The following is a 20,735-nucleotide window of genomic DNA, read 5'->3' as shown; positions in this document are numbered from 1 at the left end:
CTGGAATCGCGCGCATGGCTGCGCCACCGGGTGCGCACGGGGGTGCGCACCGGTTGGCGAAGGCCGGGGTGAAAAAGGTCTAGCTGGCGGGCTGCGGGCGCTCGGTGCGCACGAGCACGGCCCCCTTGGACAGCGGGCTCACGTTGCGCCGGTACTGCTGCAGCCAGCCGGTGTCGAAGGCCGGCGGCGGCGCCTGCCAGTCGGCGCGGCGCGCGGCGAGTTCGGCGTCGGTCAATGCGATGTCGAGGCGGCGCGCGTCGAGGTCGATGGTGATCACGTCGCCATCGCGCACCAACCCGAGCGGACCACCCAGTGCCGCCTCGGGCGACACCTCGGCCACCACGAGCCCCTTGCAGACCAGGCCCGAGAGATGCCCGTCGGTCAGCAGCGCGACCTGGTCGCCCAGCCCCGCGCCATCGACCGCGAAGACCACGCGCGATGCGCCGCCACCCATGGCCGGCCCGCCGCACGCGCCGGCGCCGCGCATCACGACCACCTGGCCGGGAACGATCTCGTGGTTCTTGATCGCGGCGATGGCAGCGTCCGAAGTCCAGAAGCACACGGCCGGCCCGGTGAAGCGCCGCACCTTGCGCTCGGCGATGCCGGTCTTGATGAGGCCCGACTCGGGCGCGAGGTTGCCGCGCAGGAGCACGATGGCCGGCAGCGGCGCGACCGGACGGTCGATGGGGCGGATCACCTCGGCGTCCATTACTTCGGCGTGGCGCAGGTTGTCGGCGACGGTGCCGCCGGTCACCGTGAGCGCGCCCGTATCGAGCAAGGGCGCGAGCTGCTTCATCAGCGCACGGCAGCCGCCCGCCGCCTCGAAGGCCTCGATCGAATGCTCGCCGATGGGCCGCACACCGGCCAGCACTGGCGTCGTGGGGCCGAGGCTTTCGAAGAGGCCGTACACGTCGACGCCGCACTCGCCTTCGGTCGATATCGCCTGCAGGTGCTTGGCTGTGTTGAGCGAGCCGCCGACGGAGAGCACCGCCCGCACCGCGTTGGCGAAGGCGCCGGCCGAGAGGATGTCGCGCGGCTTCAGGTCGTCCAGCACCATCTGCACGATGCGCGTGCCGGCCGCGCGCACGTCGTCCATCATCTTCGGGCTCAGCGCGGCGACCGGCGCGCTGCCGGGCAAGGCCATGCCGAGCGCTTCGCACACGATGTGCATCGAGTTCGCCGTGCCCAGGCCTGAGCACACGCCCGGCCCGCGGATCGCCTCGCGGCTCATGCCCACGAGTTCTTCCACGGGCAGGTGGCCGGTGACCGCGTGCATCGCGCCGATGAACACCTCCTCGATGTCCATGTGCTTGCCGCGGTACTCGCCGCTCGGCTGGTAGCCGCAGGGCACGAGCAATGTCGGGATGTTGAGCCGCGCGGCCGCCATGAGCTGCCCCGGCACGGTCTTGTCGCACGAGGTGAGGCAGACCATGCCGTCGAGCTGCGCGCCTTCGACCGCCACTTCGATGTCGTTGGTCACGAGGTCGCGCGCGCCGAGCATGTAGGCGCCGCGTGCGCCCGCGCCGGTGATGAAGTCGCTGGGCGCGGCCGTACGAATCTCGAACGGCACGCCGCCCGCCGCGCGGATCGCTGTCTTGATTTCCGCCGCCACCTTGTCGAGGTGGCTGAAGCAGGCGGCCAGTTCCGAGGAGCTGTTGACGATGGCGATCTTGGGCTTCTCGCAATCCTCCTCGGGGATGCCGAGCGCGCGCCAGTGCGCGTTGCGCACCGACCAGAGGTAGGAGCCGCGCGGGAAGTTGCTGCGCAGGGGACGGGTCATGAACGGTCTCCGGTTTTGTCGTTGTTCTTCCTGGTGATCTCGATCACGCCGCGGTCGGCGTCCACGCGCACCCAGTCGCCGGTCTCGATGCATGCGAGCGGGTCGCGCTCGAAGTCGGTCATCGAGGGCGAGTGCGTCACCACGGCGCCGAGCGCCATCTTGGTCGTCATCTCGTTGAAAAGGAACGCCGCGGGCGCGGAGTTCATGAGCCGCGTCATGTGGAACATCGCGGACCATCCCGACGAGCCCTTGGCGCCCGGGAACACCAGCACCTTGCCGGCGAAGCTCTGGCCGCGCAGTTCGTGCCGCGTCTCGATGACGGTGCCGGTGCGCGGGTCGATGCCGCCCCAGCCCGAGATGCGGTCGCGCGTGACCAGCGCCTCGCCTTCGGCCACGCCGCCGACCACCTTGCGGCCGCGGATCACGATGGTGTTTTCTTCAGTCATGACGGCGGCGCTCATGCGTAGCCTCCGTTCCAGCGGCCGGTGCAGGCCGCATCGACGCATTCGGCCGTGCTGCCGAACCACGCCTGCACGCCGAGGATGGCGGGCAGGTAGTGCGCCTGCTTGGCGGAATCGAGTGCCACGGTCTTCGTGCCCTTGGGCACGGCGCGGCTCATGGCCGAGCAGCTGTCGGTCATGAGGATGCCGCCCGCGTCTTCGATGATCTTCGTGTAGCCGTTGCGGTCGGCCAGCGACTTGATGGCGCGCGGCGTGAAGATCCACAGCTCGCAGTCGGGGTGCACACGGCGCCCTTCGATGAGCTGCGCGGCCTCCCAGATCTGCTCGATGGTGTAGTGCGGGCAGCCGAGCATCACGTACTGGACTTCGCTGTCCTTGCCGGTGACGTTGATCTTTTCGTAGGTCGCGCGGCGCTCGGCCTCGCCGTAGCGCAGCACCTCGATGGGCGCCTTGCCGCCGAGCGCCTGCTCCAGCGTCAGCGCCTCGGGCGTGACGCCGGCGATGTGGTACATCTCCACGCCGCCCGAGGACGAGGCGGCCGCGCCGAAGTGCTTGAGCCGCGGCAAATTCGGCACGCGGCCGATGCCGCGCCGGCTGTGCACCACCGGCACGCGCTCCTGCACCTGCTCGCCGATGTAGTAGCCGAGCAGGCCCCAGTCCTGCACCGACTCGACCTCGATGTCGAGCTCGATCACATGGGTCGCGCGGCGGTTCTCTTCGAGGTGGTAGCCCCAGTACGGAATGCGCCCGGTGAGCATCGCCGCGCCCGTGCTCTCGCGGCCCTCGGTGTTGGTGCGCGCGCCAAGCACCGAGTTGCAATACACCACCGCCGACGATTCCATCCACGCACAGTGCTCGCCGCGCGTCGGGATGTTGCCCACCTGGTAGGGCGTGCAGGTGTTCATGATCTGCGCGCCGAGGCCGGCCGCATGGCGTTCGCTCTTGTTGTAGAACTGGACGATCTCCTCGCTCACGCCCATGCGCTCGGGCTGGCCGGGGTCGAAGCCCAGCTGCAGGTGGCTCGTGAAGACCTTGAACTTCGGGATCTCGACCGTCTCCTGGCTGTCGAGGCTGAATTCGGAGAACACCGCGTCCATGCCGCCGCCCTTGGCGAGCGCGAAGTCGCGCTGGAAGGGCGTGGTCGAGGTGATGGTGGCGCAGACGTTGCGCGTCTCGACCAGTCGCTCGGCGCCGAGGGCTTCGCCATAGCGCATCAGCAGGTCCATCGCCTTCTGCACGGCCGGTCCGTCGCGGCCGTCGTACATGGCTTTTTCTTCGTTGCTCAGGTGCATGACCTGTGTCTCCGTTCTTCTATGTCGTGGGGGATCGAACCCCGGCCGGGTTGCTAGCCCGGCAAGGGCGTGGGCACATGCCCGCCGATGTCGCGCGCGATGGTGAGCGCGATGTCGTGCAGGCGTGGTGCGAGTTCGTTGCGCAATCTGTCTTCGGTGAACACGAAGGCGGCGCCGCCGCCGTTGAGCGCCATCACCTCGCCGTCGGGGCCGATGAGCGGCACCGACACCGAGTTGATCTCGCGGTGGAATTCGCCCAGCGAGAGGCAGTAGCCCAGCCGCTTGGCTTCGCCGATGGCGCGCGTCATGGGCGCGGCGATGCCGTCCCACTCGGGGCCGCGCAGGAGACGCATCGAATCGACCAGCTGGTTGCGCTGCGCATCGGGCAGCGCCGAGAGGTACGCGCGGCCGAGCGCCGAGTTCGGCAGCGGCGCGCGCGAACCTACGTCGAGCCGCGCCGAGAGCATCGACGAGCGCGGGCGGCAGGCTTCGATCAGCACCATCTCCATGCCGTCGCGCACCGCGAGGTAGACGGAGGCGCCCACCTCCTCCGCCATCGCCTGCATGCTGGGCCGCGCGGCGGCGCGCACATCGAGGCTGCCGAGGAACACGCGCGAGAGCGAGACCACGCCCGGCCCGAGCATGAAGCGGTCGGGCGCCTGCGCGGGCTTGAGCATGCCCAGCGAAAGCAGCGTCGCGACCAGCCGGTTGACCGTGGGGCGCGGAATGCCGGTGATGCGCGCGACGTCGGCGTGGCCGAGCACCGGGCGGTCTTCGCTGAAGCAGCGCAGCACCGAGATGCCGCGCTCCAGCGCGCTCACGGTGTCGGAACGTTCGCCGCGCGAATCGGACGCATCGGCCGCGGAAAGAGAGCTGTCGTTTTTTTCGGTGGACATGGAAGGACCCTTTGAACCCTTTGCAAGACTCTGCAATGTAGAGGCTCGCGAAAGGAGGTCGTCCGGGTTCATGGCAAAAAGGGGGCCGGCTCAGGCGTTGGCTTCGGCTGCGACGGAGGCCACGCCCTGCCCGCCTTCAGCCCCGGCCCGCAGGTACACGCCCTGTGCCAGCAACGCGGACTGCAGTGCGCCGGTGTCGACGAAGCGCGGCGCGATGCCGCCCTGCGACGCCAGCGCCGCCGCCACGCCCGCGGCCTGCCCGGTGATCCAGCACTGCGGAATCTCGCGCATGAAGCCGTGCGAGTTGCGGTCGCACGAGATGTGGCGCCCGCACGCCACGAGGCCGTCGAGCTGCTGCGGCACCAGCGCGCCGTAGGGGATGGAGATGTTCGGGAATTTCGGCGACACCGCGGGCGTCACGCCGATCTCGTCCGCCAGCGCCACGCCGTCGGGCCACTGGCTGCGCAGCACCGCGCCCACGCCGGTGAGGCGCCGCGCATGGCGCACGCCGATCTGCGGCGCGCTCAGCATCAGGTAGGCATCCTCGAAGCCGGGCGCGTGCGCCTTGAAGTAGTCGAGGTGCGCGGCCATGGCGCGGTGCGAACGCACTTCGACGGCCGTGAGGTCGTCCACGTCGAGCGCCGAGTAGCCCGACTGGCGCGGCCCCATGAAGAGCGCCACGTCGTTGCGCCACGAGACGAAGGGCCGCTCGAAGAGGCCGAGCTGCTCGCGTCCGCGCGCCATGAAGCCGGCGAAGGCCTCGGGCTGGCCGGCCTTGAAGTCGATCCAGCGGTTCATGTCCACGCCGCCGAAGAGCCACGAGGTGTTCATGCAGTGGTGCACGTCGGCCTCTTCGATGTCGTTCACGTAGGCGGCGCCGGCGCGGGCGAACAGGTCGCCGTCGCCGGTGGCATCGACCACCACGTCGGCCATGATGGCCATGCGGCCTTCCTTGCTCTCGAAGACCACGCCCTTGACGACGCCGTCCTGCACGATCGGGATCGCGGCCCACGAGTGGTAGATGAGCTTGACCTTGCGCTCCAGCACGATTTCCTGCGAGAGCAGCTTCAGGCGCTCGGGGTCGATGGTGGGCGACCAGGTGACGATGCCGTGGTACGCGGCGGTGCGCTGCGACCAGTGCGCGGCCTTGGCCACGTCCTGCGAGCCCCAGTCCGCGCGCTGCGGGCCAGCGATGGCGTCGGCGGGCAGGCGGTCGAACAGCTCTTCGGCGAAGCCGCGGATCACCAGCTTGCCTTCCCAGTCGGTCATGCGGTCGATCCAGATCACGAGGCCGCCGGTCGACAGGCCGCCCAGGTGGTTGTAGCGCTCGAGCAGCGCCACGTCGGCGCCCGCACGGGCGGCGGCAGCGGCTGCGGCGGTGCCCGACGGGCCGCCGCCGACCACCAGCACGCCGCAGCGGTGATAGACCGGAATGTTCTTGCCGGGCTCGGCCCAGCTGCCGTGGTCAGGGCGCTTGACGCGGCTGTCGCGGTCGAAGATGTCGGAGGACAGGATGCGCTCGTCGGTGCGGACGACAGTTTTCATGAGATGGGTGTCTTGGATGGGCTGTTTCGTCGTATTTTGATTTCAATGTTCATTTTGTCAAACGCAAAGGCCGTGAAAAGGCCATTGTTCGGGGTATTCCCTAGTCAATCTGGATTTTTATGACTTTCTAAATCAATATCAGGAGAACATTCCAACGGAGACATCGATGAAGAAACTCAACGGCACCCGCCGTGCATTCGGCTCGGCCCTCGGCGCCGCGGCCTTGCTGGGCCTGGCGCCGCTCGCGTTCGCGCAGGACTTTCCGGCGCGCAACAAACCGATCCGCATCGTCGTGGGCTTCACCGCCGGCGGCGGCACCGACGCGCAGGCGCGCATCGTGGCGCAGAAGCTCGGCGAGGTGCTGGGCACCAGCGTGATCGTCGACAACAAGCCCGGCGCGAGCACCATGCTCGCGGCCAACGAGGTGTCGCGCGCCTTGCCCGACGGCTACACGCTGCTGTACGCGCCCTCTTCCACGATGGCGCAGAACCCGCACACCTTCGCGCAGGTGCCCTACGACCCGTTCAAGGACTTCACCGCCATCTCGATGGGCGGGCGCGGGCCGCTGGTGCTGTCGGTCAGCACCTCGGTGCCCGCCAACAACGTGAAGGAACTCGTGGCCTATGTGAAGGCCAACCCCGGCAAGGTGAGCTACGCCTCGTTCGGCGCGGGCACCTCGTCGCACATCTACGGCGAGGCCTTCGTGAAGAAGACCGGCGTCGATGCGGTGCACATCCCCTACAAGGGCGGCTCGGACGCGGCGAAGGACCTGATCGGCGGGCGCGTGCAGTACATGTTCGACTCGGCCTCGTCGGCCATCATCACCTCGGCCACGGGCAAGGTGAAGGTGCTGGCCATCGCGGCGAATGCGCGCATTCCGGCGCTGCCCGACGTGCCCACCTTCGCCGAACAAGGCTACGCTGGGCTGGACCTGCCGAGCTGGCTCGGCTTCTACGGGCCGGCGCGCATGCCGGCGCCGGTGGTCGCAAAGCTCAACGCGGCGCTCACGCAGGTGCTCGCGATGCCGCAGGTGCGCGAGTTCTATCGCACGGGCGGCTACGAAGCGGGCGCGACGACGCCGGAAGAATTCGCGGGCATCACGCGCACGACCTACGAGCGCTGGGGCGCGATGGTGCAGCAGGTAGGCTTGGCCAAGCAATGAGCCCTTCTTCTTTCATCACCCGACGCAGCGCGGCCGCATGGCTTGCGTTGGGCGCGATCGCCCTGCCGCCGTCTTCATTCGCAGCCTCACCGGCGGACTTTCCGGTCAAGGGCCGCAGCATCCGCATCGTGCTCGGCCTGGCGGCGGGCGGCGCCTCCGACGCGCAGGCGCGCTTCGTCGCCAACAAGCTCGGCGAGGTGCTGCAGACGCCGGTGATCGTGGAGAACCGGCCGGGCGCAAGCTTCATCCTCGCGACCGAGGAAGTGATCCGCGCGGCGCCCGACGGCTACACCTTCATGTACGCGCCCTCTTCCGTGGTGGCGCAGAACCCGCAGACGCTGGCGCAGGTGCGCTACGACCCGTTCAAGGACTTGACGCCCATCTCGCTCGGCGCGCGCGGCCCGTTGGTGCTGACGGTGCACACCAGCGTGCCGGCGCGCAACGTACAGGAGCTGGTGGCGTACATCAAGGCCAACCCGGGGAAGATGAGCTACGCCTCGTTCGGCACCGGCACCTCGTCGCACATCTACGGCGAGGCCTTCGCGCGGCAGGCCGGGCTCGACGTCGTGCATGTGCCCTACAAGGGCGGTGCCGATGCGGCGAAGGACTTCCTCGCGGGCCGCGTGCAGTACTACTTCGACGCGGCGCCCAACGCCATCCAGAACACGGCCACCGGCAAGGTGCGCATGCTCGCGGTGGCAGCGCCCAAACGCAGCGCGATGCTGCCCGACGTGCCCACGATGAGCGAGCAAGGCGTGAGCGGCGTCGACATGGCGAGCTGGCTCGGCTTCTACGGCCCGGCGCGCATGCCGGCGCCGGTGGTCGCGAAGCTCAATGCCGCGCTGGCGCAGGTGCTGGCGATGCCGGCCACGCGCGACTTCTTCCGCCAGGGTGCGTACGAAGCCGAATCGTCGACCCCGCAGCAGTTGGCCGACCTGACGCGCACGACCTACGACCAGTGGGCCGAGACCATCCGCAAGCTCGGCCTCACGAAGCAGTAACGGGTCGCGACGGCGAAGTTCAGCCGAAGAACTTCAGCAGCCGCGCATTGGTCTCGTCGGCGCGTTCGTACTGCACCCAGTGCCCCGCGCCGTCGATCACCACGCCTTCGCGGCCAGGACCTTCGCTGGCCAGTTGCGCCACCAGCGGACGCGAGTCGGCGGTGACGTCGAACTCGCCCCACAGCAGCAGCGTCGGCACACCCAGCGCGTCGATCGCGGCCTGCAGTCCGCCCGAGAGCGACACCTCCTTGCTGCGAAAGCGCGTGCCGTGGCACGAGAGGTCATGGATCTCGAAGGCCAGCGGGTCGATGGCGGCGGGCGCGTGCAGCATCAGCGCGCCCAGGTTGTGCATGAGCGCGGCGCGCTCGGTCTCGCGGTCGGGGGCGGCGCGCCAGTTGATCATCTCGACCGTCATGCGGCGCAAGGTGCCGTGGCCGCCGCTGCCCATCAGCGCCAGCCGGCGGATCGCGCCGCGCCGCACCGCGAAGCGCGCGGCGGTGAGCCCGCCGAACGAGAAGCCGCCCAGGTCGATGGGCGTGCCGGCGCCGATGAGCGCATCGAGCGTGCCGCCGAGCGCGGCCAGGAGCGGCACCAGCGCGTCTTCGCCGGGCGCCACGCGCGGCAGCGCGTCGGAATCGTGAAAGCCGGGCATGTCGGGCAGGAGCAGCGTGCGCTGCGCCGACAGCGCCTCGGCGTTGCGCAGCCAGTGCATCCAGCTGCCGTGGCCGCCGTGCAGCAGCACGATGGGCGGCTTCGTCGTGTCGGTGCCGAAGCGGCGCCAGCGCACGCGCACGCCGTCGTGCACCGGGTCGTGCGAGGTGGACAGGGCTTCGATGCGAGCGATCTGGCGCCGGGCTTCGGCGGATTCGTCGGGGGTGGGCAGAGCGGGCGTGGGCATGGCTTCATTCTGCCGCGCGGCCCGCGTGCCTTCAGGCGGCGCCGAACCGGTAGCTCGACACCACGAGCCCGCCCATGAAGGCGTCCTCGTGGTACACGCGCTCGCCGACGTCGCCTTCGGCCGCGCCGACCGCGACCATCAGCGGAATCAGGTGCTCCTCGCGCGGGTGCGCCATGCGCGCCGACGGGGCCGAGGCCCAGTCCTGCAGGCGTTGCACGCGCGCCTGCGGCGTGGCCTGCACAGCCGTCTCGTCGAGCCAATCGCCGAAGGCCTTGGACACGCCGTGCGCCTGCGGGCCGAAGTTGCGCAGGTTGTGATAGCTCAGGCCGCTGCCGACGATGAGCACGTTCTCGTCGCGCAGTGGCGCAATCGCGCGGCCCAGCGCCAGGTGCTCGGCCGGGTCGAGCCCGCGCCGCAGCGACAGTTGCACCACCGGCACCTCGGCGTTCGGGTACATCGCGGCCATGGGCGAGAACATGCCGTGGTCGTAGCCCCGCTCGGGGTCGATCTGCGCCGGCAGGCCGGCGGCGGCGATCAGCGACTGCACGCGCTGCGCGAGTTCGGGCGAGCCGGGCGAGGCGTAGCGCACCTCGTAGGTGTGGGCCGGAAAGCCGCCGTAGTCGTAGATCATGGGCGGGCGCGGGTTGCCCTGCACCGTGAACACGGGCGACTCCCAATGCGCCGAGACCATGAGGATGGCGGCCGGCATGCGGCCGATCTGGCGCGGCATGTCGGCCAGCGAGGCGGCGAGCTGGTCGTAGGTGGCGCCCATCTCCTTCTTCATCCAGGGCCAGGGGCCGCCGCCGTGCGAGATGAAGTACGTGGGCAGGCGGGAAAGCGTGGTGTCGTGGGTCAAGTCGATGCTCCTTGAAGGCGTTGGATCGACTGTAGACATTTCCTTTCAGGAAATCGACAGGCTACGATGCATCGAATCATTTCTTCACAGGAAATCATCGATGGACCGCATGACCAGCCTGCGCGTGTTCCGCGAGGTCGTCGAGGCCGGCAGTTTCGTGGCCGCGGCCGAGCGCCTGGGCCTGTCGGCGCCGATGGCCAGCAAGCACGTGGCGCAGCTCGAGAAATCGCTGGGTGCGCGACTGCTGCACCGCTCGAGCCGCCACCTGAGCCTCACCGAGGCCGGCACCGCCTGGTACGAACAGAGCCGCCGCGCGCTCGACCTGCTCGATGCGGCCGAGGCCGCCATCGGCCAGACAAGCGACGCGCCGCGCGGCCAGCTCAAGGTGAGCGCGCCCGTGTGGTGCGCCACGCCGCGCTTTGCGCGCGTGCTGGCCGACTACCGTGCGGCGTACCCTGAGGTGCTGGTCGACATGCACCTGGAGAACCGCAAGGTCGATCTTGCAGCCGACGGCTACGACCTGGCCTTGCGCGCCACGCAGGAGCCCTCGCCCGCGCTCATCGCGCGGCCGCTGTGCCGCGTGCCCTTTCATCTTGCAGGCACGCCGGCCTACCTGAAGCGCCACGGCGCCATGCCCGCGGTGCCGGCCGACCTCGCGAAGCTGGGCGCGATCGTGCCCAGCTACGTGAACCTGGACAACCTTGCGCTCAAGGGGCCGGGCGGGCGCATGTTCCCGCTGCGGCTCACGCCCGCGATGCGCTCGGACGACACCACGCTCACGCTGCACGCGGTGCGCGCCGACATGGGCATTGCGTACCTGCCCGTGTGGCTCATCGACGACGACCTGGCGCAGGGCCGGCTGGTGCGGCTGCTGCCCGCGTTCGAGGCCACGCCGGTCACGCTGTTCGCCGTGTACACGAGCCGGCAGTACATGTCGCCCAAGCTGCGAACTTTCATCGACTTCCTGAGCGAGCGGCTGGGAGGCATGGAAACAAAGGCAGCACGGGCCGACGACAGTAAGGTGCGTCGCAGCTGAAGGGTTGCTGAAGGCACCGGCCACGAACGCACCTTTTCGGGGCAAGGTCATGCATGCAGGGCTACATTCGAAGGCTCTGCTGGAGACCGATTCCTTGTTCCGCTTTTTCGAAAAACTCCTTCCCCCGTACCCCGCCGCCGAACCGACGCTGCCGCCCCAGGGCTTCTTTGCCTTCCTGTGGGCCTGCACGCACGGCGTGCGCGGCAAGATCGCCGCGATGGCGGTGCTCACGGCGGTGATGTCGACCTTCGAGGCCGCGCTGTTCGCGATCCTCGGACGCATCGTCGACTGGCTCGGCGGCCAGGAGCCCTCGCGGCTGTGGGCCGAGCGCGGCGACACGCTGCTGTGGCTGGCCGCGTTCCTGGTGATCAGCATCGGCGTGGTGGCGCTGCAGACCATCGTGAAGCACCAGACGCTGGCAGTGAACCTGCCGATGCGCCTGCGCTGGAACTTCCACCGCCTGATGCTGGGCCAGAGCATGGCCTTCTACCAGGACGAGTTCGCGGGCCGCATCACGGCCAAGGTGATGCAGACCGCGCTGGCCGTGCGCGAGACCGTGTTCGTTCTGGCCGACGTGCTCGTGGCCATGGGCGTGTACGTGGCCACCATGATCATCCTGGTGGGCGTGCTCGACGCGCAGCTGGTGTGGCCCTTCGTCATCTGGCTGGCGCTGTACATCGCCTCGCTGGTGTACTTCGTGCCGCGCCTGGGCAAGGTCGGCAAGGCGCAGGCCGACGCGCGCGCGCTCATGACCGGCCGCGTGACCGACGCCTACACCAACATCGCGACCGTCAAGCTGTTCTCGCATACGCAGCGCGAGGCCGGCTTTGCGCGCGACGCGATGCGCGAGTTCATGAAGACCGGCTACGGCCAGATGCGGCTGGTGAGCGCCTTCGAGATCGTCAACCACACGCTGAGCATGGGCCTGACGGCCGGCATGGCGGGCATGGCGCTGTGGCTGTGGTCGCACGGCACAGTGGGCGTGGGCGCGGTGGCCGCCGCCACGGCGATGGCGCTGCGGCTGCAGGGCATGTCGCACTGGATCATGTGGGAGATGACCAGCCTGTTCGAGAACATCGGCACGGTGCAGGACGGCATGAAGACACTGTCGCGCCCGCGCACGGTGCTCGACGCGCCCCATGCCACGGTGCTCGACGTGCCGCACGGCGAGGTGCGCTTCGAGCAGGCGAGCTTCCGCTATGGCGATGCGGGCCGCCGCGTCATCGACGACCTGAACCTGGTCGTGAAGCCCGGCGAGAAGATCGGCCTGGTCGGCCGTTCGGGCGCCGGCAAGTCGACGCTGGTGAACCTGCTGCTGCGCTTCCATGACCTGGAGAGCGGCCGCATCCTCATCGACGGGCAAGACATCTCGAAGGTCACGCAGGATTCGCTGCGCATGCACATCGGCATGGTCACGCAAGATACGTCTCTGATGCACCGCTCGGTGGCCGACAACATCGCCTACGGCCGGCCCGACGCCACGCTGGCGCAGATCGAGGCAGCGGCCAGGCGTGCCGAGGCGCACGACTTCATCCAGACGCTGGGCGACGCGGGCGGACGGCGCGGCTACGAGGCGCATGTGGGCGAGCGCGGCGTGAAGCTGTCGGGCGGCCAGCGCCAGCGCGTCGCCATCGCGCGCGTGATGCTGAAAGATGCACCGATCCTTTTGCTCGACGAAGCCACGAGCGCGCTCGACTCCGAGGTCGAAGCCGCGATCCAGCAGAGCCTGTACACGCTGATGGAAGGCAAGACCGTGATCGCCATCGCGCATCGCCTGTCGACCATCGCGGCGATGGACCGCCTGATCGTGCTCGACGAAGGCCGCGTCGTCGAAGAAGGCGACCACCGCACGCTGATGGCCCAGGGCGGCCTGTATGCGCGGCTATGGGCGCACCAGAGCGGCGGCTTCCTGGGCGACGGACTGGAAGAAGACGAAGCCCTGCGCGCCTGACAAGGCTCCTTCGTGAAACACCGCGGAACCGGCTTTGCCGGGCCGCAGGTGTTGCCCCCGGAAGGGGGTTGGCGCAGCGACACGAAGTGCGCGAAGCCTGGGGGAGAGCCTAGCTTGGCGACGTGCCGGCCTCGTACAGCGCGACGTACTCACCCGACGGCGGGATCGGCTTGATGATGTCGATCAGCACGCCATTCGGGTCGCGCGTGATGAAGTGGCGCTGGCCGAAAGCCTCGTCGCGCAGCGACAGCAGGATCGGCAGGCCCGCCGCCTTCAGGCGCTCGTGCACCGCGTCGGGGTCTTCCACCTCGAAGTTCAGCAGCAACCCGCCCGCCACCTGCCCGCGCGCTTCGGCGGGAATGGTCGTGTGGCTGCCGTCGAGCACGGCGAGGTTCACCGAGGCATCGTCCGCCAGCTGCAGGTGCACGTACCAGTCGGTCGTGAACAGCGACGCAAACCCGAAATGCGCCTGGTAGAAGGCCGCGGTGCCGGCCACGTCGTTGGTCATGATCACCGGGTAATAGCTCGTCACTTTCATGGGATGGCTCCTTCGTGGATAAAACGTACAAACTGCATGTAAGTTAAATATTAATCCACAAACAGACTGCATGTAAATTAGGGTCATGGCCAAAACCCCGGCACGCACCAACCGCGAACGCACCGAAACCACCCGCCTCGCCCTGACCGAGGCGGCCCGCACGCTCTTCGTCAGCAAGGGCTACGGCGACACCTCCACGCCCGAGATCGCCATGGCCGCCGGCATCACGCGCGGCGCGCTGTACCACCACTTCAACGACAAGCGTGACCTGTTCCGCCAGGTGCTGCTGCTCGAGGCGCAGGCGGTCGCGGCCGACATCGATGCCGCCACGCCCGACGAGCTCGGCCCGCGCGAGGCCCTGCTCGTGGGCAGCGAGGCCTACCTGAAGGCGATGACGGTGCCGGGGCGCACCCGGCTGCTGCTGATCGACGGGCCGGCCGTGTTGGGCCTGGCGGAAATGATGTCAATGGACGACGCCACCTCGGCGAACTCCCTGCGCCAGGGGCTGGCGCGCGCCGGCATGGGCCGCGGCGAGGTGTCGCTCGACGCCCTCGCCCGCCTGCTATCGGCCGCCTTCGACCGCGCGGCGCTGGAGATCGACGCCGGCGCCGATGCCGCCAAGGTGCGGGCGGCCATGCTGTGGCTGCTGGAGCAGGCGCTCCCGCCCAAGAGGAACTAGACCGCGCCTCGACCGCCCATGCGCACGGGCCACTTGGCGACGGTGCCGCGCTGCATCGATTCGAGCGTGGTCTGCGTGAACACGTTGATGCTCACGTGCCGCGCGAGGTAGTGCTCCAGCACCAGCCCCAGCAGGTACGGGCTCGTGCCCGAGAAGCCTTCTTCGTCGACGCTCAGCGTGCATTGCACGCCGCGCCCGTAGATCAGCGGCCCCGCGCCCGGCAGGCGCCGCGTCACGGGTTCGATGCGCGAGCCGACGAGGCAATCGATCTGCCGGCGCAGCACATCGTTGTCGGCCGTGACGAACAGCCGCAGCATGTCGCGCAGCGCCTGCGCGCCCTCGCGGTGCGGCATGTCGGCCAGCGGCAGGTGGTTGAAACCCAGCTGGCGGATCAGCCGCCATGCGATCTCGCGCTGCGCGAACGGCGACTTGGGCGTGCTCGGCGCACGGATGAGGCCCACGGCCGACACCGGGATCGAATCGGCCACCGCGAGGTCGGCCTGCCCGTTGCGCGGCACCAGGCACGGCAGGTCGCGGTTGGTGAGCATCGCCTTCACCGACAGATAGCGCAGGCTCTCGGGGTACGGCGCCTCCTGCTGGTCGACCAGCGACAGGAACACCTCGGTGCCGATGTAGGGCGTGCGCGTGCCGTACTTGCGCGCCGTTTCGGAGACCAGCCGCGGCTCGCGCCGCACCGAAAAATAGCGGCCATGGTTGCCCTCGTCTTCGTTGAGCGTCTGGTAGAGCGGGCGGAAGTCGATCTCAGCCGTGGTGCGCGCCTGCTGGCCGGCGATGCGCTGCACCGAATACACCTCGAAGTCCATCGGCCGCGAGCGGTCGGGCACGAGGTGGAACTCAGTCTGCGCGCTGTCGAGCTCGATGCGGTCGGTGCGCCGCTCGAACAGGTTGACCACCGGCGTGCTGAACAGCGCGAACTGCGCCGCATCGACCAGCGCACCCAGCGCGCCGGGCGGCTTGCTCAGCAGCACGACGATCTCGACCTCCTTGCCGGGAATGCGCGCCAGCCCCGGCGCGAGCTGCGTGAGCGTGAAGAAGTAGAAGCGCTCGGGGCACGCGAAGTATTCGTGCAGCAGGTTGTGGCCGTGGAAGGTGTTCCACGCCAGCGGCAGCAGGCCTTCGCCCGGCCCCAGCCCTTCGTGCACCAGCGCGCCCTCGGTCACCACATGTGGGCGGTCCATCAGCTGGCCGGGCTCGCCGATGAAGGTCGCGACCGCCGAGGTGTGCAGCAGCTCGAACAGGTGCGACGCCACCTGCTCGTTGCCGCGCAGGTAGATCGGCAGCCGGTCGAGCCCCGACAGTGCTGAAAAGCCCATCTCGCCCACGATGCGCAGCCGCAGGCGCAGCGCGCCCGTCACTTGCACGTGCGGCGGCACGTAGCGCTCCAGCGCCGGGATGTCGGGCGGTGCGCCGGTGAGCCGGGCCTCGGCGATCTCGAAGGGCCACAGCGTCACGTCCTGACTGGAGCGGAACTCGCACGGCGTCTGCTCGCCCGCGGGCACGCGCGCATGGAAGGCCGTGCCGCGCGGCACCACGAAGCCGCGCGTGAAGTCCCCCTCCTTCACGCTGGGATGCAGCTGCGCCACGGCCATCGACGGCGTGGGGCTCAGGTAGTTGGGGTACAGCACCTCAAGCAGGCGCTGCGTGAAGCGCGGAAATTCGGCGTCGAGCTTGATCTGCATGCGCGCCGACATGAAGCTGAAGGACTCGATGAGCCGCTCCACGTACGGGTCGGCCACCTCGATGCCGTGCATGCCCAGGCGGCGGGCGATCTTGGGGTGCGAGGCGGCGAACTCGCTCGCCGCCTCGCGCATGTAGACGAGTTCCCGGTTGTAGTACTCGAGGAGTTGCGGGTCCATGACGGTGAGCCTTCCCTGGCGTGGTGTGAAGTGAAAGAAAAACGAGAGATGGGCGGCAGCAGGTCAATCCGCCGCGCCGACGATGCGCATGCGGTTGGTCTCGAGATCGACCGCGCTCTGCACCGTGAACGCCAGCGGGTACGGCTTCAGGTGAATGAGCGCGCGGATCTCGAACAGCAGCACGTTGTAGGCCTCGGCCGCGCCGTCTTCCTTCATGAGCGGCACGACCTGCACGCTGTCGGGAATCAGGCGCGGCTCGTAGTCGCGGATGGCGCGGCGGATGATGCGTTCGATGTCCGCCCATTTGCGCTCCGACAGGTAGCTGCCGGCCAGCGGCGGCACGCCGTAGTTGACGGTGGAAGACGCCGCGTCGGCATGGCGCGTGCGGTCGATCAGGTCTTCGGCGTTGGTGGTGTTGAACAGCAGGGCCAGGTCGCGCTGGATGATCTCGCGCATCCGGGCCGGCGTGGCCGTGTACTCGGACGGCAGCTCGGCGCTGCGGCCGGGCGCCTCGTCGCGCAGGCGGTCGAACAGCGTGGGCAGCAGCTGCGCGTTGACGCGCGGCGCGGCGGGTGCATCGGGCCCGCGGGGCGCGCGGGCGCCGGGGTGCGCGGGGTGGGAACCTGTGAACGGGGATTGCTCGGTGAGCCGCATGACCTGGCCTTTTCTGGAAGGGGCAGAGTCTTGCGTGGATGCCCGCCGCTCATTGCAAACAATGGTCACACAGCGGGCCGGGCGCGCACGCCCACGCCCACGTCCACGCCCATCCCGGGCATTTGTCGCCGTGTGCGCGCTTCGCGAGTCCTACAGCACGCACCGTCCCTCGCCGACACCCGCGCGCCGGCCGGCGCCCGATGCTGGGTCATCGCCAACCACAAGGAGCCTTCGCGTGAATTCCATCATCTACATCGTCGGCCTGGTCGTGGTCGTCGTCGCCGTGCTGTCGTTCTTCGGCCTGCGCTGAAACCGTCCGCGCAGCGCCACGGGGCCGTTCGCGGCCCCGTTTCTCTTGGGCAGGCCTTCTGCATGCGCCGGGCATAATTTGCGCGCCCCGCCGCCGCTTTGCTGCGCCGGGGCGTCATTGGCGAAGAAGAAGGGACCCTGTTGATCACCACCACCGCGCTGCGCGCACCTGCTTTTCCGGATGCGGTGATCACCGAGGCGGTCCGATGGACCGAACAGAACGGCCCGCTCGACGACGCGTCGGCCCTTCGCACCGCGGCCTCGCGCGCAGCCGACGGCCACTCCCGCATCGTTGAACGCGCCCGCCAGCTCGGCGACCGCATGGGCCTGCAGGCCGAACTCGCGCGCGGCCGGCAATGGGCGCCGTGGGTGCTGCTGGCGCTGGTGGCGCTGGTCGTGATCGCGGGGCTGGGCCTGGCCGGCCAGGTGGTCGGCGGCAACGACCGCCACATCAACGTGATCGTCGCGCTCGTGAGCTTGCTGGGCCTGCATGCGCTCACGCTGCTCTTGTGGCTGGCCGGCCTGTGGCTGCCGTCGGGCACCTTCGGCACGGCCTCGCTGGGCTGGCTGTGGCTGTCGCTCACGGCGCGCGTGGCGGGCGGCCAGCGCGGCCAGGCGCCGCAGCTGGTGCGCGCGGCCACGGGGCTGCTGACACGTGCGCGTCTGCTGCCCTGGGCCTTCGGGCTCGTGAGCCACGGCATCTGGGCGCTGTCGTTCGCCGTGGTGCTGGCCGCGATGCTGTTCGCCCTCGCCTTTCGCAGCTACACGCTGAGCTGGGAGACCACCATCCTCGAGCCCGCCTTCTTCGTGCGCGTGGTGCAGGCGCTGGGCTGGCTGCCGGCGCAGTTCGGCTTTCCGGTGCCCGATGCGGCCATGGTGCAATCGACGGCGCCGGTCGCAGCGGCCCAGCGCACCTGGGCGCTGTGGCTCACTGGCTGCATCGCGGTGTACGGCCTGCTGCCGCGCCTGGCGCTGGTGCTGCTGAGCACTGCCGTCTGTCGCCAGCGCCGCCCCGCCCTGCAGCCCGACTGGCAGGCGCCCTACTACCGCAAGCTGCTGGCCCGTTTCGCCGCGCTGGCGCCGCCCGCCATCGTCGATGCCGACCCGGGCCGCGCGCACCCCGCCGCGCCCACGGGCCTGCCGGCCTCCGAGCAGCACGACGGCCTGTTCGTCGTCGGCTTCGAACTGCCGCCCGACCTGCCCTGGCCGCCCGCCGGCTTGCCCGCATCGGCGGTCCGCATCGACGGCAGCGCCCCGGCGCGACGTGCGCTGCTCGACCAGCTTGCGCAAATCCACCCGCGCACCGTGCTGCTCGTTTGCCATGCGGCCTCGAGCCCCGACCGCGGCACCGAGCGCTTCCTGCGCGAGGTGCTGGCGCATTGCGGCGAATGCCGCCTCTGGCTGGCCGACGCACCCAACGCCGCCGCCACGCAGCGCTGGCGCGACTGGCTGCGCGACGCAGGGCTCGCCCACGTGGTCGCGAGCGACCGGCTCGATGCCGTCTTCACGGAAGGCACCGCCACCGCATGACCACCCCGACTCCGATCCGCATTGCCGTCGTCGGCCACACCAACGCGGGCAAAACCTCGCTGCTGCGCACGCTCACGCGGCGCGTGAATTTCGGCGAGGTGTCGCAGCGCCCGGGCACCACGCGCCATGTCGAGTCGGTCGATCTCGAGGTGAACGGCCAGCCGGCCGTGCGCTTCCTCGACACGCCGGGCCTGGAAGACGCGGTCGCGCTGCGCGAGCACCTGGCCGACCTCGACGCCGCCCAGCAGGCCACGCCGCCCGAGCGCATCCGCCGCTTTCTGCAGGGCCCCGAGGCGCAGGGCGTGTTCGAGCAGGAGGCCAAGGTGCTGCGCGCGATGCTCGACATCGACGCTGCCTTTCTCGTGATCGACGTGCGCGAGCCGGTGCTGCCCAAGTTCCGCGACGAGATCGAGCTCCTGAACTCCTGCGCGCGCCCGGTGCTGCCGGTGCTCAACTTCGTGCGCGACGCCGCCAGCCGCGAGCCGGCCTGGAAAGAACTGCTCTCGGCCTACGGCCTGCACGTGCAGGTGCGCTTCGATGCGGCGGCGCCGTTCGTGGGCGCCGAGCACGACCTCTACAACGACCTCGCCACCCTGCTGCGCGACCGCCGCGACGCGCTGCGCGGCGTGGTCGACGCGCTCGACGCCGAGGCCGACGCGCGCCGCCAGTCGGCCTGCACGCGCATCGCGGACCTGCTGGTCGATGCCGCATCCGTCCGCCGCACCGTGCCGGCCGCCGAGTTCACCGATGCCACGCGCCGCCAGGCGCTGGTCGCCGGCGTGCAGAAGGACGTGTTCGACAAGGCCCAGCGCTGCACCGACGACCTGCTCGCGCTCTACGGCTTTCGTCAGGGCGATGCCGACGAAGCACCGCTGCCGATCATCGAAGGGCGCTGGACGCTTGACTTCTTCAACCCCGAGGCGATGAAGGACGCGGGCCTGCGCCTGGGCAAGGGCGCGGTCATCGGCGCCGCCGTGGGCGTGGTGGCCGACCTCGCGGTGGCGGGCCTGTCGCTGGGCGCGGGCGCGGCATTGGGCGGCGCCATCGGCGGTGCGGTGTCGCAGGGCTGGGGACCGCTCGGGCGCAAGCTGGCCAACAAGCTGCGCGACATGCACGAGCTCACGGTGGAAGACAGCGTGCTGTTCACGCTCGCGGCGTGGCAGCTGCAGCTCGCGCAGGCGCTGGAACGGCGCGGCCATGCGGCCGTGGAACGCATCCGGGCCGAGGCCCGATCGGCGGACGAGGACGACACGCTGATGCGCGCCGCCGCCGGTGCCGTGCGCGCCGTGCAACCGGCGCGCAGCCATCCCGAGTGGGAATCGACCGGCGCCCTCACGCGCAGCTTCTGGCGCCCCGCGCCGCAGCGCGAAGCACTGACGGGCACGCTGTCGCTCGAACTGCGGCGCGCCTTCGACGCCTGAAGCCGGGCCTCAGCCCGCGACCTGTTCGGGCGTGACCTTGGCGAGCGACTTGTCGACGAACGCCCCCAGCCGCGTCTGCACTTCCCCGCCGGTCTGCACCACCGCCGCCATCAGCGACTCGGCGAACATGCCGTCAGTGGCCGACATGTCGGCGATGCGGCTGATCGACGTCACCATCGCGTAGTTCGACAGCGCTGCGTTCTTCGCCACGCGCTTGGCCAGCACCATCGCGGCGCGCAGGCTCTCGCCGGGTGCGGCGATCTCGTGCGCCAGGCCTAGCGTCTTGCCGGCGCGGGCGTCGAGCACGCGGCCGGTGAGCATCATCTCGACCATGCGGCCCGGCGTGATGATGCGCGCCACGCGCACCGTCGCGCCGCCGCCGGTGAAGATGCCCTTCTGCCCCTCGGGCAGCGCGAAATAGGTCGACGGGTCAGCCACGCGCACGTGCGTGGCCGCCGCGAGTTCGAGCCCGCCGCCGACCACCGCGCCATGCAGCGCCGCGACCACCGGGATGCCGCCGTACTGGATCTTGTCGAAGGTGCTGTGCCAGCGCTGGCACACGCGCATGAAGTCGACCGCCGTGCGTTCCTTGTCGTGGTGTTCCTTGAGGTCGAGCCCGGCACAGAAATGCGGCCCCGCGCCGGTCAGCACCACGGCCTTGGCCTCGCGCGGCAGCGCACTGAACACGGCGTCCAGCGCGGCCAGCGTGGCCTCGTCGATGGCGTTGCGCTTGGCGGGACGGTTCAGGGTCACGACGGCGACCTCTTCATCCATGTGCAGGGTGACGTTCCGTTCGATCACGGCAGGGCTCCTTGGGTTGTTGCGGGTTCCGCCACCAGAATGGGGCGC

The 20,735-nt window shown here is 69.7% G+C and carries 18 protein-coding genes; 7 read left to right on the top strand and 11 right to left on the bottom strand.

All coding sequences use genetic code 11. The annotated features are described in order from the left end of the window. Positions 1-79: 79 nt before the first annotated feature. The 5 genes from ilvD to AC07SQ_RS23690 all read right to left on the bottom strand — a co-directional run bounded on the left by ilvD (position 80) and on the right by AC07SQ_RS23690 (position 5,974). Positions 80-1,780, bottom strand: coding sequence for a dihydroxy-acid dehydratase (gene ilvD / locus AC07SQ_RS23710; RefSeq protein ID WP_495271570.1), 1,701 nt, complete (start codon positions 1,778-1,780; stop codon positions 80-82). Further along, the gene (locus AC07SQ_RS23705; protein ID WP_495271571.1) at positions 1,777-2,241 is read right to left on the bottom strand and encodes an aconitase X swivel domain-containing protein; all 465 of its coding nucleotides are present in this window, start codon (positions 2,239-2,241) and stop codon (positions 1,777-1,779) included. Before AC07SQ_RS23705 ends, ilvD begins: the two co-directional genes overlap by 4 nt. Continuing rightward, positions 2,238-3,533, bottom strand: coding sequence for an aconitase X (locus AC07SQ_RS23700; RefSeq protein WP_495271572.1), 1,296 nt, complete (start codon positions 3,531-3,533; stop codon positions 2,238-2,240). The genes AC07SQ_RS23705 and AC07SQ_RS23700 overlap by 4 nt, the downstream gene beginning before the upstream one ends. Before the next feature lie 53 nt (positions 3,534-3,586). Continuing rightward, positions 3,587-4,429, bottom strand: a complete 843-nt coding sequence (locus AC07SQ_RS23695; RefSeq protein ID WP_495271573.1) for an IclR family transcriptional regulator — start codon at positions 4,427-4,429, stop codon at positions 3,587-3,589. Between the two features lie 90 nt (positions 4,430-4,519). Further along, positions 4,520-5,974: an FAD-dependent oxidoreductase gene (locus AC07SQ_RS23690; RefSeq protein WP_495271574.1), complete on the bottom strand. Its 1,455-nt coding sequence runs from the start codon at positions 5,972-5,974 to the stop codon at positions 4,520-4,522. Between the two features lie 166 nt (positions 5,975-6,140). On the opposite strand from AC07SQ_RS23690, the gene AC07SQ_RS23685 reads away from it, so the two are divergent. Together AC07SQ_RS23685 and AC07SQ_RS23680 are read left to right on the top strand one after the other, a co-directional pair. Next, positions 6,141-7,136: a Bug family tripartite tricarboxylate transporter substrate binding protein gene (locus AC07SQ_RS23685; RefSeq protein WP_495271575.1), complete on the top strand. Its 996-nt coding sequence runs from the start codon at positions 6,141-6,143 to the stop codon at positions 7,134-7,136. Continuing rightward, a complete protein-coding gene (locus AC07SQ_RS23680) occupies positions 7,133-8,137 on the top strand; it encodes a Bug family tripartite tricarboxylate transporter substrate binding protein (RefSeq protein WP_492678418.1) in 1,005 nt (334 codons plus the stop codon). The genes AC07SQ_RS23685 and AC07SQ_RS23680 overlap by 4 nt, the downstream gene beginning before the upstream one ends. Before the next feature lie 19 nt (positions 8,138-8,156). On the opposite strand, the gene AC07SQ_RS23675 is transcribed toward AC07SQ_RS23680, so the two are convergent. Together AC07SQ_RS23675 and AC07SQ_RS23670 are read right to left on the bottom strand one after the other, a co-directional pair. Next, positions 8,157-9,035: an alpha/beta fold hydrolase gene (locus tag AC07SQ_RS23675; protein ID WP_495271576.1), complete on the bottom strand. Its 879-nt coding sequence runs from the start codon at positions 9,033-9,035 to the stop codon at positions 8,157-8,159. A 31-nt stretch (positions 9,036-9,066) separates the two neighbouring features. Further along, a complete protein-coding gene (locus AC07SQ_RS23670) occupies positions 9,067-9,891 on the bottom strand; it encodes a DODA-type extradiol aromatic ring-opening family dioxygenase (protein WP_495271577.1) in 825 nt (274 codons plus the stop codon). 100 nt (positions 9,892-9,991) lie between these two features. Between AC07SQ_RS23670 and AC07SQ_RS23665 the strand changes: the two genes are divergently transcribed. Beyond that, a complete protein-coding gene (locus AC07SQ_RS23665; protein ID WP_495271578.1) occupies positions 9,992-10,927 on the top strand; it encodes a LysR family transcriptional regulator in 936 nt (311 codons plus the stop codon). A gap of 94 nt (positions 10,928-11,021) precedes the next feature. After that, on the top strand, positions 11,022-12,878 hold the full coding sequence (locus AC07SQ_RS23660) for an ABC transporter ATP-binding protein (protein ID WP_495271579.1): 1,857 nt from the start codon (positions 11,022-11,024) through the stop codon (positions 12,876-12,878). Positions 12,879-12,987: 109 nt separating this feature from the next. Here the strand turns inward: AC07SQ_RS23660 and AC07SQ_RS23655 are convergent, their stop codons facing one another. Then, positions 12,988-13,416 (bottom strand): VOC family protein, encoded by a 429-nt coding sequence (locus AC07SQ_RS23655; protein WP_495271580.1) that lies wholly within the window; start codon positions 13,414-13,416, stop codon positions 12,988-12,990. Positions 13,417-13,501: 85 nt separating this feature from the next. Between AC07SQ_RS23655 and AC07SQ_RS23650 the strand changes: the two genes are divergently transcribed. Next, entirely contained in the window at positions 13,502-14,095 is a 594-nt protein-coding gene (locus AC07SQ_RS23650) for a TetR/AcrR family transcriptional regulator (RefSeq protein ID WP_492695684.1), read from the top strand. Here the strand turns inward: AC07SQ_RS23650 and tssF are convergent. Together tssF and tssE are read right to left on the bottom strand one after the other, a co-directional pair. After that, a complete protein-coding gene (tssF, locus tag AC07SQ_RS23645; protein WP_062475631.1) occupies positions 14,092-15,972 on the bottom strand; it encodes a type VI secretion system baseplate subunit TssF in 1,881 nt (626 codons plus the stop codon). The two genes, AC07SQ_RS23650 and tssF, sit on opposite strands and share 4 nt — an antisense overlap. 63 nt (positions 15,973-16,035) lie before the next feature. Continuing rightward, positions 16,036-16,626 (bottom strand): type VI secretion system baseplate subunit TssE, encoded by a 591-nt coding sequence (gene tssE, locus AC07SQ_RS23640; protein WP_083258999.1) that lies wholly within the window; start codon positions 16,624-16,626, stop codon positions 16,036-16,038. Positions 16,627-17,076: 450 nt separating this feature from the next. On the opposite strand from tssE, the gene AC07SQ_RS23635 reads away from it, so the two are divergent. Both AC07SQ_RS23635 and AC07SQ_RS23630 read left to right on the top strand, forming a co-directional pair. After that, a complete protein-coding gene (locus AC07SQ_RS23635; protein WP_495271581.1) occupies positions 17,077-18,465 on the top strand; it encodes a DUF2868 domain-containing protein in 1,389 nt (462 codons plus the stop codon). Further along, positions 18,462-19,886 (top strand): GTPase/DUF3482 domain-containing protein, encoded by a 1,425-nt coding sequence (locus tag AC07SQ_RS23630; protein ID WP_495271582.1) that lies wholly within the window; start codon positions 18,462-18,464, stop codon positions 19,884-19,886. Before AC07SQ_RS23635 ends, AC07SQ_RS23630 begins: the two co-directional genes overlap by 4 nt. Positions 19,887-19,895: 9 nt before the next feature. On the opposite strand, the gene AC07SQ_RS23625 is transcribed toward AC07SQ_RS23630, so the two are convergent. Then, positions 19,896-20,687 (bottom strand): crotonase/enoyl-CoA hydratase family protein, encoded by a 792-nt coding sequence (locus tag AC07SQ_RS23625; protein ID WP_255221122.1) that lies wholly within the window; start codon positions 20,685-20,687, stop codon positions 19,896-19,898. Positions 20,688-20,735: the final 48 nt, after the last annotated feature.

This window comes from Variovorax sp. GW821-FHT06D12 (genome assembly GCF_059419205.1).
The sequence above is the reverse complement of the archived record's forward strand: the minus strand, read 5'-3'. Positions and strand labels throughout refer to the sequence as shown.